This window comes from Micromonospora sp. NPDC048835, from assembly GCF_040649995.1.
Lineage (GTDB): Bacteria > Actinomycetota > Actinomycetes > Mycobacteriales > Micromonosporaceae > Micromonospora.
This window is the reverse complement of sequence record NZ_JBEZGM010000027.1, coordinates 24,204-39,504: the sequence shown is the minus strand read 5'-3', so window position 1 is coordinate 39,504 and position 15,301 is coordinate 24,204. Positions and strand designations below refer to the sequence as shown.

At 68.8% G+C, this 15,301-nt stretch carries 10 protein-coding genes; 1 reads left to right on the top strand and 9 read right to left on the bottom strand.

Translation table 11 applies throughout. The annotated features are described in order from the left end of the window. Positions 1-59: 59 nt before the first annotated feature. The gene (locus AB0C15_RS26230; RefSeq protein WP_357356186.1) at positions 60-929 is read left to right on the top strand and encodes an HAD-IB family hydrolase; all 870 of its coding nucleotides are present in this window, start codon (positions 60-62) and stop codon (positions 927-929) included. A 52-nt stretch (positions 930-981) separates the two neighbouring features. Here AB0C15_RS26230 and AB0C15_RS26225 read toward each other — a convergent pair whose 3' ends face one another. From AB0C15_RS26225 to AB0C15_RS26185, 9 genes are all read right to left on the bottom strand, one after another. Beyond that, positions 982-1,863, bottom strand: coding sequence for a lysophospholipid acyltransferase family protein (locus AB0C15_RS26225; protein WP_357356275.1), 882 nt, complete (start codon positions 1,861-1,863; stop codon positions 982-984). 271 nt (positions 1,864-2,134) lie between these two features. After that, positions 2,135-3,211 carry an NAD-dependent epimerase/dehydratase family protein gene (locus AB0C15_RS26220; protein WP_357356184.1) on the bottom strand — a complete coding sequence of 359 codons (1,077 nt, stop codon included), beginning with the start codon at positions 3,209-3,211 and terminating at the stop codon, positions 2,135-2,137. A gap of 122 nt (positions 3,212-3,333) precedes the next feature. Beyond that, complete coding sequence (locus AB0C15_RS26215; RefSeq protein ID WP_007465623.1) at positions 3,334-3,435, bottom strand: AURKAIP1/COX24 domain-containing protein; 102 nt, start codon at positions 3,433-3,435, stop codon at positions 3,334-3,336. A 270-nt stretch (positions 3,436-3,705) separates the two neighbouring features. After that, positions 3,706-3,915: a helix-turn-helix domain-containing protein gene (locus AB0C15_RS26210; protein WP_007465625.1), complete on the bottom strand. Its 210-nt coding sequence runs from the start codon at positions 3,913-3,915 to the stop codon at positions 3,706-3,708. A gap of 212 nt (positions 3,916-4,127) precedes the next feature. Beyond that, complete coding sequence (locus AB0C15_RS26205; protein ID WP_091402733.1) at positions 4,128-5,312, bottom strand: ABC transporter permease; 1,185 nt, start codon at positions 5,310-5,312, stop codon at positions 4,128-4,130. Further along, the gene (locus AB0C15_RS26200) at positions 5,309-6,241 is read right to left on the bottom strand and encodes an ABC transporter ATP-binding protein (protein WP_357356181.1); all 933 of its coding nucleotides are present in this window, start codon (positions 6,239-6,241) and stop codon (positions 5,309-5,311) included. Before AB0C15_RS26200 ends, AB0C15_RS26205 begins: the two co-directional genes overlap by 4 nt. Further along, a complete protein-coding gene (locus tag AB0C15_RS26195) occupies positions 6,238-7,620 on the bottom strand; it encodes an efflux RND transporter periplasmic adaptor subunit (protein ID WP_357356179.1) in 1,383 nt (460 codons plus the stop codon). The genes AB0C15_RS26200 and AB0C15_RS26195 overlap by 4 nt, the downstream gene beginning before the upstream one ends. Before the next feature lie 321 nt (positions 7,621-7,941). Next, on the bottom strand, positions 7,942-8,364 hold the full coding sequence (locus tag AB0C15_RS26190; RefSeq protein ID WP_357356177.1) for a DUF4279 domain-containing protein: 423 nt from the start codon (positions 8,362-8,364) through the stop codon (positions 7,942-7,944). After that, the gene (locus AB0C15_RS26185; RefSeq protein WP_357356175.1) at positions 8,351-15,103 is read right to left on the bottom strand and encodes an RHS repeat-associated core domain-containing protein; all 6,753 of its coding nucleotides are present in this window, start codon (positions 15,101-15,103) and stop codon (positions 8,351-8,353) included. The genes AB0C15_RS26190 and AB0C15_RS26185 overlap by 14 nt, the downstream gene beginning before the upstream one ends. Positions 15,104-15,301 lie beyond the last annotated feature (198 nt).

The following is a 15,301-nucleotide window of genomic DNA, read 5'->3' as shown; positions in this document are numbered from 1 at the left end:
CATCTACGGCGGATACCCTCGCGAGGAGCATCTGTCGTACCGGTGAGGAAGGGAATCGCGTGGCGCGTAGCCGTAAGGTGACGGTCAGCACCGACGCCGAGGGGCACACCGCGGCCTGGACGGAGACCGACCTGGCCCCGGTCGGCACAGCCGACCCGAGCGCTGCGGCGTTCTTCGACGTGGACAACACGATGATGCAGGGCGCGTCGATCTACTGGTTCGCCCGTGGGCTCGCCTCCCGCAACTATCTGACCACCGGCGACCTGGCCCGCTTCGCCTGGCAGCAGCTCCGCTTCCGGCTGTTGGCGCGGGAGCACGCCGGTGACATGTCGCTGGCCAAGGAGGCGGCGCTGGCCTTCGTCGAGGGCTGGCGGGTCGACGAGGTCGAGCACCTCGCCGAGGAGATCTTCGACGAGATGATGGCCCCCCGGATCTGGGCCGGCACCCACCAGCTCGCCAAGCGTCACCTGGACGCCGGGCAGCGGGTCTGGCTGGTCAGCGCCGCCCCCGTCGAGATCGGCCGGGTGATCGCCGCCCGGCTCGGCCTGACCGGTGCCATCGGCACGGTGGCCGAGGTGGCCGGCGGGGCGTACACCGGGCGGTTGGTGGGTGACCTGATGCACGGCCCGGCCAAGGCCGAGGCGGTCACCCAACTCGCCGCCGTGGAGGGGCTAGACCTGGCCCGCTGCGCCGCCTACAGCGACTCGGCCAACGACCTGCCGCTGCTCCGCTCGGTGGGCCGGGCGGTAGCGGTGAACCCGGACGGAGCACTGCTGCGGCAGGCCCGCCAGCACGGCTGGGAGGTACGGGACTTCCGCACCGGCCGACGAGCGGTCAAGATCGCCGTACCGTCGACCGCGGCGGCCGGGCTGGTCGCCGGCGCGGTCACCGCCGGCCTGGCCCTGCAACGCCGTCGCCGCGCCGGCTGAGCCGGTCGCCGCCGGTCACCTCCGTCGGGGCGGATCTGCTGGCCAGCGCCGTCTACGGGCCGAACGGGTCGGGCCGTCGCTCCAGCAGCGTGTGCAGGGTCTGCTGAATGGTCTCCCGCACCTGGTCGGCGAGGTTGAAGACCACGAGCGGGTCGTCCGCCGAGTCGGTCAGGTGGGCGGTCGGGATCGGCGGGCAGAACTCGATCAGCCACTTGCTTGGCAGCGGCACCATGCCCAGCGGGCCGAGCAGCGGGAACGTCGGCGTCACCGGGAAATACGGCAGCTTGAGCAGCCGCGCCAGGGGCTTGATGTCGGCGAGCATCGGGTAGATCTCCTCGCCGCCGACGATGGCGACGGGCACGATCGGGGTGCCGGTGCGCAGCGCCGCCGAGACGAACCCGCCCCGCCCGAAGCGTTGCAGCTTGTAGCGGTCGGCGTAGAGCTTGCCGATGCCCTTGAAACCCTCCGGGAACACGCCGACCAGATCGCCACCGCCGAGCAACCGCTCGGCATCCGGGTTGCAGGCCACCGTGCCGCCGGTCTTGCGGGCCAACTCGGAGACCACAGGCATCCGGAAGACCAGGTCGGCGCCGAGCAGCCGCAGGTAGCGGTGGGCGGGGTGCTTGTCGTGCAGCGCCGCCGAGAGGATCAGGGCGTCGAGCGCCACCGTCCCGGAGTGGTTGCCGACCACCAGGGCGGGCCCGTCCACGGGGACGTGCTCCACCCCGCTGACCTCGGTGCGGAACCAGTCCCGGTAGAGCAGCCGCAGCAGCGGGTGGAAGACCGCATCGGTCAACTCCGAGTCGAAACCGAACTCGTCGACCTCGTAGTCACCGGAGAGCCGCCGGCGCAGGAACGCCAACCCGCTCGCGACCTTGCGGTCCCAGTGGTCCCCGGGCCGGTCCGACACGGCCGGCTCGGTGCCACCGGGCAACCCGGCGTCGACCTCGTCAGCCGGCGTCGCGGCCGGCGTCGCGGTCGAGCCCGGCGTCGGGGCCGGCGTTGCGTGCGAGGCCGGCGTCGGCGCGGCCTGCGCTGCCGGCCGGTGTCCGTTGCGCCGCGCCGGCTCCGCGTCCGGCGCGGGCACCTGCTGGGGTACGTCGAACCGCCCGACCGACCGCGGGTCGCGCCCCTCCGCCGGCCCGTTCACAGCGCTACCTCGGTTCGCGACTGCGGGGCTCGCAAACCCGGCTCACTCCTCACGCTCACGACGACCGCTCCCGTACCGCCGACCGGACCTGCCGGATGCCGTCCAGGACGAGCTGCTCGGCAGCGGCCAACTGATCCCGGGTGACCACCACCCCACCGTGATGGGCGCGGATGAAGTCTTCGAACGCCTCGGCGGTCGACCGGGGCGTGAAGCCGTACTCCTGCTCGAGCCGACTGGTGTCGACCACCCGGCCGTGCACGAAGAGGTCGACCTGGTCCAGGCCGTAGCGGCCGAAGCCCATCGTGCGGGCCAGCGCCACCACCCCGGAGAGACCCGGCTCCAACACCGGCACGGCCACCCGGCCGGCGCGGCGGATCGCCTGGGACAGCGACAGCACCCCGGGGCCGGCGACGTTGTACGTGCCCGGGTGGTCCTCCACGATCGACCGGTGCAGCACCTCCAACGCGTCGTCGAAGTGCAGGAACTGCAGGCGGGGGTCACGGCCGAAGACGGTCGGCACGAACGGCTGCGAGAAGTAGCGGGTCAACGTCGTGTCGGCGGTCGAACCGATGAACGGGGCGAAGCGCAGCACCGTGGCGGTGACGTCGGACCGGCGGCGGCGGAACCCGCGAACGTACCCCTCGAGGTCGAGGATGTCGCGGCCGAAACCGCCGCGCGGCACCTCCCGGGGTTCGGTCTCCTCGGTGAAGACCGCCGGGTCCCGGAACGACACCCCGTACGCGGCGGTCGACGAGCGGACCACGAGCTTGCGTAGCCGGGGGGCCCGCTGGCAGGCGGCGAGCATCTGCATGCTGCCGATGACGTTCTGGTCCTTCATCGCGGACCGGCCACCGTGCTGCGGGTCGGGTGAGGTGACGAGCGCAAGGTGCACCACGGCGTCGACGTTCAGGTCGGCGAGGAGACCACCGAGCGAGCCGCTGTCGACGCGGATCCGTTCGACCCGGTCCAGCAGGTCGGTGAACTCGGTGCCGGAGTCGGGTGCGTCGACCCCGATGACCCGTTCGATGCGCGGGTCGGCGGCCAGCCGGGCCGCCACGTGGGCACCCAGGTAACGGCCCACTCCGGTGACGACGACGACCCCCGGAGCACCTGAGGTGCCACCGGGGGTCATCTGACGCACCTACCCCGGCAGGAAGGACCGAGCCGGGACGACCACGGCCTGATCACCTGAGCCTCCGGAGGTCGACAGTTAGGCAAGTGACGCCGAGCGCCGGGCCGAGAGCCCGGCGGCGATCACTTGCCGAGACGGCGACGCTGGACGCGGGTCTTGCGCAGCAGCTTGCGGTGCTTCTTCTTAGCCATGCGCTTACGGCGCTTCTTGACCACCGAGCCCATACGACAGCCTTTCGATACAACGTTCGGGGCGGACCGGATGACACCACGCAGGTGGCGACGGCGACCGCTTGCGGACAACGGACCGGACCAGTCTGGGCGGCGGGGCGCACCGGCGGGGTCTCGGTCGGGCTCCAGGGTAGCCGGAGGGCGTCAGCCGGACCAACGCGCCCCCGTCGCAGCCGTCGCCGGCGCGCGACCGCGGGGCTCGCGAGGTCACTTCCTACGTCCACCGATGCCGGTCAGCCGGCGATCGGAGGACGGGGTGGTGACTCAGGCGGTCTCCTGAAAGGCACCCCGGAGATATTCGTGCACCGCGTGCTCGGGCACCCGGAACGACCGACCGACCCGGACGGCGGTGAGCTCACCGCTGTGCACCAGGCGATAGACGGTCATCTTCGACACCCGCATGACCGTCGCCACCTCCGCGACGGTCAGGAACTTGACCTCCGACAGCCGTCCGTCGGACTGTGACCCGGCCATGGCTCACCGACCCATCCCATGCCCGGCGCGTGCCAACCCGACGGATGCTCCGGGCCGGGCCAGCGACGCGCGTGTTACCAGTACGGTAGCGGGGCGGTTGTGACCGGCGCGATCCCTTCCTGCAACTGATCATGTTTCGGTGGCTGGTTCACCCGGTCCGCGCTCCCGATATCGGCCCGTCCGCGCCCGCAGTCCTTTTGATCCGCGGATGCTCATTCGGTGCGCAGCGCGACCACCGGGTCCAGACGGCCGGCGCGCTGCGCGGGAACCACCCCGAAGACGATGCCCACCACCGCCGACACGCCGAAGGCGAGCGCCAACGACCACCAGGTGATCGCCGCCGGGATGGGCGACAGCGCGTCGACGAGCAGGGCCGTTCCCACCCCCAGCGCCATCCCGGTGAGCCCACCGATGGTGGTGAGCAGCACCGCCTCAAGCAGGAACTGCACGCCGATGTCGCGGGGACGCGCGCCGACGGCCTTGCGCAGCCCGATCTCCCGGGTCCGCTCCCGGACGCTGACGAGCATGATGTTGGAGACGCCGACCCCGCCGACGAGCAGCGAGATGCCGGCGATGGCCGCCAGCACCCCGGTGAGCACACCGAGGATGTCGCCGAGCACGCCGAGGATCTGCTGCTGGGTGACCGCGCTGAACTCGGTGTCCGGGTGACGGCGGTTCAGCTCGGCGACGATCCGTTCGCCCAGCTCGTCGATCCGTTCCCGGTCCGGGGCCTTCACCGCGATGCCGTCGACCCGCTGGGTGCCCCACAGTCGCTGGGCGGCGGTCACCGGCACGTGCACCTCGTCGTCCCGGTCGACGCCGAGGCTCTGCCCGAGCGGCGCGAAGACGCCGATCACCCGGAACCGCACCCCGGCAAGCGCCACCTGCTGGCCGAGTGGATCCCGGTCGGGGAAGAGCGCCCGGGCCACCGAGTCGCCGAGCACCGCCACCCGTCGGCTGGTGTCCACGTCGGTGCCGGTGAGATAGCGTCCCCGGGCCAGCGACCGGGTGAACACCGCCGGGGTCGTCTCCAGTACGCCCTGCACGGTGGTGAAGTCCGAACGGGCGCCGGCCCGGGCGGTCGCCCCGGAGGCGACGGTGACCGCCACCCGGTCCGGGTCGCCGACCACCCGGGTGACCGCGTCCACGTCCTTGAGGGTCAACGGCGAGACGACAGGCGCGTTGCCCACCTCGATCCGGCCGGGGACCACGAGCAGCAGGTTGGAGCCGAGGCCCTCGACCTGTTGCTCGACCTTCTGCTTGGTGCCGGTGCCGATGGCAACCAGCAGCACCACCGAGGCCACCCCGATGATCACCCCGAGCATGGTCAGCGCGCTGCGCAGCCGGTTCGCCCGCAGGGCGTCAAGCGCCACCCGCCACGCCTCGGCGACCCTCACGCCGTACCCCCGGGTTGCTCGACCTCGTGCGGAAGGCGCCCGGTGGCTCCGGCGGCGCCACCGGAGCCACCGGACGGGTGCCCCGGGCCGCTTCCGGACGCGGACCGGGGCTCCGCGCTGGGAGCGGGGACCAGTGTCGCAGGTCGACCGTGATCAGCGGACGGCGGTCGATCATGGCCGGAGTTCGGGTCGGCGCTGTCCATGGTCGCGGCGCTGTCCGCCACCACCACGCCGTCGCGCATGGTGATCCGACGCTGGGCCCGGGCCGCCACCTCCTGGTCGTGGGTGACCATCACCAGCGCCACCCCGGATTCCGCGTTCAACTGCTCCAACAGCTCCAGCACGGCGGCGCCGGTGACGCTGTCCAGGTTGCCGGTTGGTTCGTCGGCCAGCAGCACCGTCGGTTCGGTGACCAGCGCACGGGCGATCGCCACCCGCTGCTGCTCACCGCCGGACATCTGGTTGGGCCGGTGGTCCAGCCGGTGCCCGAGGCCGACCCGGCCCAGCATCGCCGCCGCCCGCTCCCGCCGCTGCCGGGCCGACACCCCCCGATAGACCAGGGGCAACGCCACGTTCTCCACCGCCGAGGTACGCGGCAGCAGGTGGAACGCCTGGAAGACGAAGCCGATCGTCTCGTTGCGCAGGGTCGCCATCTCCGGCGGGGCCAGGGCGTTGACGTCCCGCCCGCCGATCACCAACCTGCCACCGGTGGGCCGGTCCAGCCCACCGAGGAGGTGCATGAGGGTGGACTTGCCCGACCCGGACGGCCCGACCAGGGCAACGTAGTCCCCCGGCTGCACGGTCAGCGACACCCCGCGCAGCGCCTCCACCGACACCCCGTCGAGCTGGTACGTCCGGGACACGTCCACCGCCTCGATCGCTGGGACCCGCTCCCCGCGTTGTCGACCTGAGGCGGCGGGTGCGGTCACCGGACCTCCTGGCCCTCGCGGACCTGGTCGGCCCCGCGCACCACGATCCGGTCGCCGGGCTGCACGCCGTCGACGATCTGCACCAGGTCGGCCCCCTGGACGCCCACTGTCACCGACGCCCGGTCCGCCTTACCGTCCCGGACCACCCAGACCGCGTCCCGGCCGTCGGCGGAGAACACCGCCGAAGCGGGGACGGTCACCGCGTCGACGGCCTCGCGTACCCGCAGGCGCACGATCGCGTTCATGCCGGGGCGGGGCGCCGGGGCCGGCGTGTCCTCGGCCAGCTTCCCCGCACCAAGCGCCAGGCGTACCCGATAGGTGACCCCGCCCTGCGCGGAGTTGGTGGGAAGCACGTCGACCGACCGGACGGTGGCGTCGTAGCTGGCACCGGTGATGGCGTCCAGCTCGACGGTGGCCCGCACGCCGGCCTTGACCAACAGCACGTCGGTCTCGTCGACCTCGGCGAGCAGACCCAACTGCCCGGTGTCCACCACGGTCAGTACCGGCGCTCCGGCGCTGACCAGCCCGCCGACCGCGACCGCGTCGTCCACGCCGGCCGGCGGCCCACCCTGGCTGGGGGCCAGCACGGACGGGTCGAGGCCGGCCCCGCCGGCCTGCTCCAACAGACCGGCCAGACCGGCGTTCGCGCCACCACTGGACCTGGTGCCACCCGGCTGCACCACCCCCGCGATCGGGGCGCGCAGCGTCAGCGCGTCGACAGTCGCCTTCGCCAGGTCGTACGCCTGCTGGGCCTGGAGCCGCTGCGCCGCGGAGAGCGCGCCGACGGCGGAACTCAACCCGTTGATCCCCCGCTGCACCGCGCGAACCGCCTGGTCGGCGCTGCGCGCGGCGGCCGCGTACTGGTGTTGCGCGGAGGTCACCTGGGTCAGCAGCGCATTCCGCACCTGGGGGTCGGCGATCTTCTCGGCGGCCTTCCGAGCGGCGTCGAACGCCTCGTCGGCGGCCTTGTCGGTGCCGCGCCGACTGCTGGTCAGGTTGCCCGCGCCGACACCCCGGCCGGCACGCTTCGCGGCGGCCAGCGCCTCCTTGGCCTGACGGAGACGCTGCTGCGCGCTCGGTGAGTCGACAACGGCCAGCACCCGACCGCGCTTGACCCGCTGTCCAGGTTGGACACGCAGGCTTTTGAGGGTGCCGTCGGCGGGGGCGGTGAGGGTGGCGGCAGCGCGGGCCGTCACCGTGGCCGGGGCGTCGATCACCTCGGTGACCGGGTTACGGGCGGCCGAGGCGAGCGCGAGGTCGGGGCCTTCGTCGCCGCAGGAGGCGGCGGTGGTGGCGGTGAGGACGACGACGGCGGTCAGGGCGACGAGCAGGCGGGGCCGCGTGGCGCTTGCGGGCCGCGGCGGGTGGGGGCGGCGCACACAGTCATGCTACGACCTAGTCGAGCACCCGGCCTGCGCCAACTGACCGCGAGCAGCGCTAAAGAAGAATGCGTTGGCATCGACCAAGCCAGCCTCTTAGCGCTCCATACGCGACTGCACGCGGATCCCAAATCAGCCACCTCGATGCACCGTTCTGCCGACATCGCGGATAGCTCGCACGATAGATAGGCTAGGAGTGCCGCGCCCATCAATGGAGGCGCGGCACTCCCCGCAGCGAAACATCAACGCATGAGCAGTTGCACGAAATTCACCAGTTACTCTTTCGTGCCCGCCCACACGTTACTCAAACTAAACGACAGGTCAGTGCTCAGAATAATGCACTACGTCGATCAACGCCTTCATTTCTGCCAAGAGGCGGAGATCATCTCCATCAAGAGCGAAGGACAGATCAGTACCGCGACCCGCATACTGCACAACCGAAAACTTGACCACGCATCCACGGTCAAGCAATTCCCGAACCTGGCTCCGGAGGGGCCTCAAGCGACCAAGCATCTGCCCCACTGCCTCGCCAGCGGATAGGGCCTCCTCCCGCATCTCCCAGGTAGACTGACGAGCGGGTATACGGGCAATGGCGCCCTCACGGATGGCCCCCTTAGCCAAGGCGATATCAGCCGCAGTGCCCAACACCGACGCCATCTGCTCGACCGACAAATTGTCGCTCGCAACGAGAAACACAGCCAATTGCTTGACAGGCTTTCTTTGTCCAGATTCAGCAGCCACCATGTGCCTTACTCGTCCCAGGGTTCCAGGTTCCACCCTTGTTCACGTAGGTCGGGATCGGATTCTTCCCAGCCTTGTCCATCAGGTAAAGATTCCCGGTCGACTTTTCAAGATAGACGTCGTAAGACGATATCTTTGCACCTCGCCCCACAACGTCCTGCTTGAACTCATGAACATCTCCAACGAGCTTCTTGGCCTGTCCGTCCGACAGCTTCTTCATCTTCCCGAGAGAGGGGTCGTCCCCGCCTTCATTGTGAACGAGCACCGGAGTGCTTCCTGCGATCACATAATACGTGTGGATGCCCGCGACGCTGAGATTGTAAGCAAGGGCTATCTGAGCACCGCTCGCGCGAATACCGAGGACCGGTCGACTACCACCGTCCACCGTTAGCACCAGATCTCCCGCGTCCAGCTCGTCGGCTCGCTGCCACTGCCGGTCGGTTCGGTTCCAGAAGGGGTGATCCTCCGTTGTTGTCAGAGTGTCGCCCACCAGCTGAAGATCGACGAGATCATCCTGGTGGACCCATACGTCAGTGATGACCCGGGGGCCCTGCTCGCCGGTCTCCGGGTCCGCGGCCATGACCTCGTCCCCGGCTTTGATCTCGTCGAATCGCTTTGTAGTGCCATCGGCCATTAGAACCTTGGTGTCACCACTAAAGCTTTTGCAGCCGCAATTGCATCCCTTTCCGCCCTTACCCAACTTCCCGGGCTTGCCGGATATGAGCCTGTCATCGTCCGGCAAATTCTCGACACTCCAATCGAAGTGGCCGGACCACAACTCGTGATACCAATCGCCGCACCCCTTGGAGGCGCTCATGTCCCAACAGATGCTGAGCGCGAGCATGCGGGTGTCCCGCTCCATCAGGACGTCGTTGTTGCCTTGGCTAAACGTCTTGTAATACGCAGCGCGCTGGTCGTTCCATCGCCGCATGAAATCCTCGAGCGGAACGGTGGGCGGAACCATGATCCCGTGACCCAGGTTGCGCGGGTGATCGAACCTCGACTTAGTGGTCGTCTTGCCGTTCGCGTCGCCCCACGCGATGTTCGCCTCGGTGCCGCAGCCTCCCGGGCAGCCACCTGCCCCACGGCCGTCGCCGTCCTTGAGGGGCCGCGGGTCGTAACCGCGGCAGTCGTACTCCAGGCAGTCGGCGGGAATCAGGCCATCTGGGTCGCTCATCGTGACCGGGGAGTTGTTGGCGTAGGAGTAGCCGTTCCACTGCTGCGGGTCGGCCAGGTCCTGCAACGGGTCGACCGAGACGAACCGGCCGATCGTCGGGTCATAGTTCCGGGCGCTGACCTGGGTCAGGCCGGTGTTCGTATTCAAGGGCTGGTTGAGGAAGCCACGGTTGTCCGGTGCCGTGACGGTGGAGCCGCGGGGCGCGCCGTACGGGGTGTACTGCCGCCAGGTCGGCACCTGGGCCGTGTTGTTCAGGTAGAGGTACGGCGTGCCCTGATGATCCGGCACGGTGAACCCGTACGCGGTGCCACTGCCCGTTCGATAGGCCATCGCACCGCTGGGCAGCGGGTAGTAGCGGGTGCCGCTCAACGCCTGGGTGCTGGTGTTGAGGGTGATCTGCTGACCTGGCAGGTAAAGAGTGGTGACCCCCGGGTCCTTCTGGATCAGCAGGTTGCCGTCGGCGTCGTACAGGAACGAGCTGTTTCCGCCCGTGCTGCCGGTCACCGAGGCCAACTCTCCGGCGTCGTCCCAGTTCAGCGTCTGGGTGCCCTGTCCGGCCTTGCGGGTGGTCATGTTGCCCGCGTCGTCGTAGCCGTACGAGGTGCTGCCGGTTAGTCCGCCGGAGGTGGCAGTGCTCGTCAACGTATGCGGCTGGCCCTTGGCGTTGCCGTCGTACACGTAGTTGGTGGTGGTGTCGGTCCCGCCGGACGTCGAGTACTGAGTCTGGCTCTTCCGGTTACCGAGCGAGTCGATGTTCCACTCGGTCCAGTAGGCGCTGGTGGCACCGATGCCACTGCCGACCATGGCGCGGTTACCCGAGGTGGGGTCGACCGCGCACGCGTCGGTCGCCGTCCATGCCTTGGTGAGCCGTCGCAGCGCGTCGTACCGGTAGCACTGCGTCTCTGACGCGGTGCTCGGGTCCGAGCGGGTGTCGACGGTCTTGGTGATGTTGCCGAAGAGGTCGTATTCGTAGTCCCGCTTGCCGACGTCCTTCGTGGTGGTCGTCGTCTTGGTTACCACCTGCTGCTTGGGTCGCCCGTTGTGGTCGTCGTAGATGTTGACGATCGAGGCCAGGCTCGTCGTAGAGCCGACCGTGTTACGGGTGACACGACTCCAGGCGTCGTAGTCGGTGTTCGTGCTGTAACTGGCGAGCCCGGCCACGTTGGTCGGCAGGTCCAGCCGTCCTCCGTAGCCGTGGAAAACCGTCTCGGCGGGCAGGTTGCCCCGAGCCGGATAGGTGTCGGTGAGGGGAATCCCGGTGACCGTCGAATAGGTGTGCCCGAACGCGTAGGAGTTGCCGAGGGCGCCCTCCGCAGCGGGGATGGTGATCGTCTCGCCCTTCGAGTTGCCGAAGGAGTCGAAGTTGATCCACTGAGTGCTGTATTCGGCACCGTTACGGAAGGCCGTTGCAGTGGTCAACTTGCCAATCGCGTTCGTGATCGACGCGACGTTGTTGTCGTTGTCGTACACCCAGGTGGCCAGCCTGTTACTTGCCGACTGCGCGGAGGTCAACGCGGCGAAGCTCGCCGTACGACGGTCGATCTTGTCGAAGGTGTACGAGACGGTCTTACCGCGGCCATCAGTCGACTCGATGACGTTGCCCGCGCCGTCGTAACGCATGGTGCTGGTGCCGGCATCCGGGTCGTCCTTGCTGACCACCTGCCCCAGCAGGTTGAACGTACTGACCCAGGGGTTACCGGCAGTATCGGTCACGGTGGACTGGTTGCCGTGCCCGTCGTAGCCGTAGCTGCTGTCCACCGAGGTGCCGCCGGTGAGCCGGTAGACGCCGGTGAACGAGTTCGACGGGGAAACCAGCGTCGGCGCAGCGGTGAACTGAAGTTGCTTCTCCAGCCGGCCCATCGGGTCGTTGACCGCCGCAGTGACAGTGCCACCAGTCGGCGGGATGACCGTGGTGCGGTCACCGTTGTACACCGTCCTGGTCGACGACTTGACCACCCCGTCGCGGGCGCTCTCGGCGATGATGACCCGGCCAAGCCCGTCGTAGGTGTTGAAGGTCTGGTTCAGGGCCTTCTTGACGAGCGAATCCGCGTAGACCGGCGAGGTGCCCGGCATGCTGCCTGCGTCCCACCAGCCGTTGTAGGTCGCCCGCACCCAACCCCTGCTGTCGTAAAACGAGTCGGTGACCATCCGGCCACCCAGGTTCGTGTCCGACTGGGTCTGCCGCACCCGGTACAGGCCGTCGTAGATCGTCGTCGACGTGACGTACGAGCTGTTCTTGTTCAGCGTCTCAGTCGTCGTCGCGGTCGTTCCCGTCTTGGACACCGCATACGTGTGCTTCACGCTCGCCGGCTCGCTCGTCGGACGGGAAGCCGGCCAGACCGCCGTGAGCCGACCCAGCGCGTCGTACTGGGTACGGGTGACAACCCCGTTGGCATCGGTGCTGCTCGTGGGGAGGTTGCGCAGCGTGGTCATCGTCGTGGAGGTGGCGTGACCCTCCGCGTTCTGCAACGTCATGCCGGTGGTCAGGCCGGCGGAGTTGTCGGTGTAGCTGATGGTGGACTTGTGATCGTTGCCGTCCCAGCTGCCGGTGACCCGGCCGTAGGCGTCGAACTCGGCCTTGTCGGTGGTCTGGTAGACGTACCCGCCGGAGACCCAGTCGGACGCCTTGCGGACCATGGTGACGTTGCCCCGGCTCGGGGCGGCCTGCGGGAACGTGGTCGAGAACTGCGTGTCGTCGTAGTAGGTCCGCACGTGCGAGACGACCTGTGCGGGCCGGTTGACGGTGGTCGGGGCGGTCAGCGTGTTGGTGCTGCCCGGCACCGAGGCCGGCGAGCCGGCACTGAAGCCGGCGCAGGCCACCGACACGGTCTCGACCTGGCTGGTCAGGCCGACCAGATTGAGACCGGTGTTGGCCGGCGCGTACGTCGCGCTCGTGCATCTGTCGTAGGCGGGGTTCGCCGGAACGGTGTGGTCGTACGAGTGTTGCAGCAGGCCGAAGGTCGCCGAGCTGGTCGAGTCGTCGTACGACATGTCGGTCTGGCTGTATCGCCAGGTGGTGCTCGACCCGGAGGTGACCGCCTGCCGCCGCCAGGTCTGCACCGGCGCGCTGAACGTCGCGGTCAGCGCCGGTAGCCCTGTACGGCTCCGGGTCGCGGTCGCGTCCGACACCCAGTACGAGGTGACAGTCGAGTTGTCGATCGGACCACCGTCACCCAGGTACGAGGTGGTCTCCAAAGCACGACCGGCGAGCTGGTCGACGTCCTCGTGGTTGCCGCCGGCGCTGTCGGTGACGTTCACGACCGTGCTGTTGTTGTTCTTGCTCATGCCCCGGTAGTAGGTGGTCTCACCCAGGGTGCGGGGGTCGTTCACCCCGTCACCGTTGCGGACCTGGACCTTGCCCCAGCCGCGGAACTGGCCATAGGTGCGGTACTTGGCCTTGACCACCTCGTTGTCGTCGAAGTGCCACGCCGCACCGCCGACGTACTGGTAACTGGTGGAGGTGGCCGGGGCGCCACCGGTGGGGTCGGTCGCGGTGACCCGGGTGACCGCGTACTTGTGGAACCAGTCGCGGATCTGGTCCGACAAACCCTCCGGAGTCCAGTAGACCGGGTAGCACGACAGGGTGTTGGACGCCGGGCTGACCGTCACCGGCGCGGAGCAGGGCTGCGGCAGCTCGTAGCTGGGCGAGATGACCGAACCGGTCTCGGTGGTGATCGTCGCGATGCGCTGCCGGTAGAACGACGGGTAGCCGCCCGTGATGTCCACCCGGTTGGGCAGCTTGATGCCGGTGAACGACACCGACGGCAGGGCGATGGCGCTGGCCGAGCCGCCGGAGGTGGTGTCGTGCCCGGTACGGGTGATCGACGACAGCCACAACGTCGGTGCCGTGCCGTCCCCGGTCGCCGGCATCGTGTGGGCGAGCGCGTAGGAGTCGACCTTCCGGTACGGCGGGTTGAGGCTCGCGTCGTACTGCTGGGTCTCGATTGACGTCAGCCGAACCGTGGAGAAGAACGAGGGACTCCACGCCTTGCAGTCCGTGCCCGAGTTGCAGACCAGGTCGAACGGTACGTCCGGCCAGTTGGCCTTGTTCGCCTCGTTCAGCGGCTTGCAGGTGCCGGAGAGGCAGCGGTCGTCGGTATTGAAGACCACCTGATTGGGGACGATGCCGTACGCGCCGTTGTCGCGGAAGCCGTAGTCGATCCGGGCGAGGTTGCTGTCCCGGATGTACGACACGTCGGTGGCGCCCTCATTGCGGCCGTAGTAGTTGGTGGCCTGGTTGTAGTAGTAGGCCATGGCGTTGCCGTGGACGTCCTTGACATAGTCGAGGTTCCACCGGTACGCCATGGTGCAGACCGACGAACTGAAACCGGCCGTGCTGTAGCAGGGGTCTCCCGAGTGTGCCGAGTAGACCGGGACGTGGTCGACCGACTTCGTTTCCGGCTTGTTCGTCGTCCAGCCCGGGAGCCGGTTACGGCCGAACTCGTAAACGGTGCCGTCCCGCTCGGTGACCCGCCAGTAGTCGGTGTCCTTGGTGCCGCTGCCGTTACCCGAGTTCATGACCCGGGTGACCACTGCGCCCGTGTCGTTCTGCGCCTTCCAGATCTTCTTGGTGGAGTCCCAGATCAGCGAGCTGGACGACCCGTTGAGGGCGATGGTGAGGATCGGGCCCGCGTAGCAGCGGTCGCTCGTCTTCACCGGTGACGGGCTGCCGCCCGGGTCGTCGGCGCAGGAGACGAAGGTCTGCTCGACGTACGACTTCGGAGTGGTCCACCCCTCGCCCACCCACGACGCCTGCGCGTTGGTGGCGACGGTTTGACCGTCGACCCCGCCGGAGTTGTAGGAGAGGGCCAACTGCGGCACGAGCTTCGACCGGGTCGACGGCACCGTCATCGGGTACGAGTAGGTGAAAGAGCCGGTGCTACCACCCGCGGTCCATGATCCGGACGGTTTCAGGTCGGTCGCCGCGTAGGTGCCGCCCCTGCCGCCCTCGTCGCCGGCACCCGCCACGGCGGCGAGCACCATCGTTGCTGCGCCGGCTGAGCGGTTGTCGGCGGTGGCGGTCGTCAGCGGCACCTCGGCCGAGACCGATTCGGTCGCCGGGTCGTTGGTCGAGGCCAACGGAGTCGACGTTCGGCACTCGGCGAGCGCCGGTGTGGTGAGGGCACATGCGGGCATCCGCACGAGCCGCAGTCGGGAGCCGTAGTTGCCGCCGTACGCCTCAGCGAACTCGGCGTAGTCGACGCCGATGCGCATCGATCCGCTGGCTGACGCGGGCGACGACGGGGTCACCGAGAGCAGCACGCCGCCAACGCCTGCTGCCTCGGTCACCTTACGGTCGGCGACCGACACCCGCATCTGCTGTGGGGCGGCGTACCGTCCGCGTCTGACGACCGGTGCCACCCAGACCGGAGTGCCCGCCGCGCGGGTCTTCGCCGGTGCAGTGGCGGTGGTCGTGGACGCCGATCCGGTGAGCTCCACCGGCGTCGAGGCGGCCTTCGGCCACGCCGTTCGCGACGGGCGATAGGTCGACTTCGCCTGGTCGGGTGGGGTCACGAATTTCGTGGGCAGCGGCTTGACACCGGTCACCGACCGTCCGGGCGACATGGGCGGCAGTTTGGACAATCCACCGTCTTCCGGTTTCGCAGCCGCCGGTGTACCCACCAGAAGGCTCGCCACCAGCGACGTCGCCGCAGTCAACGTCGCCAGACGTTTGCGCCGTGTAAGTAGGCGCAATCCCCCGTGCCCGACCATTTCACCCTCACCTCTGCGAGATCGCTGGAAAATCCACGCAGGGTGTCTCGT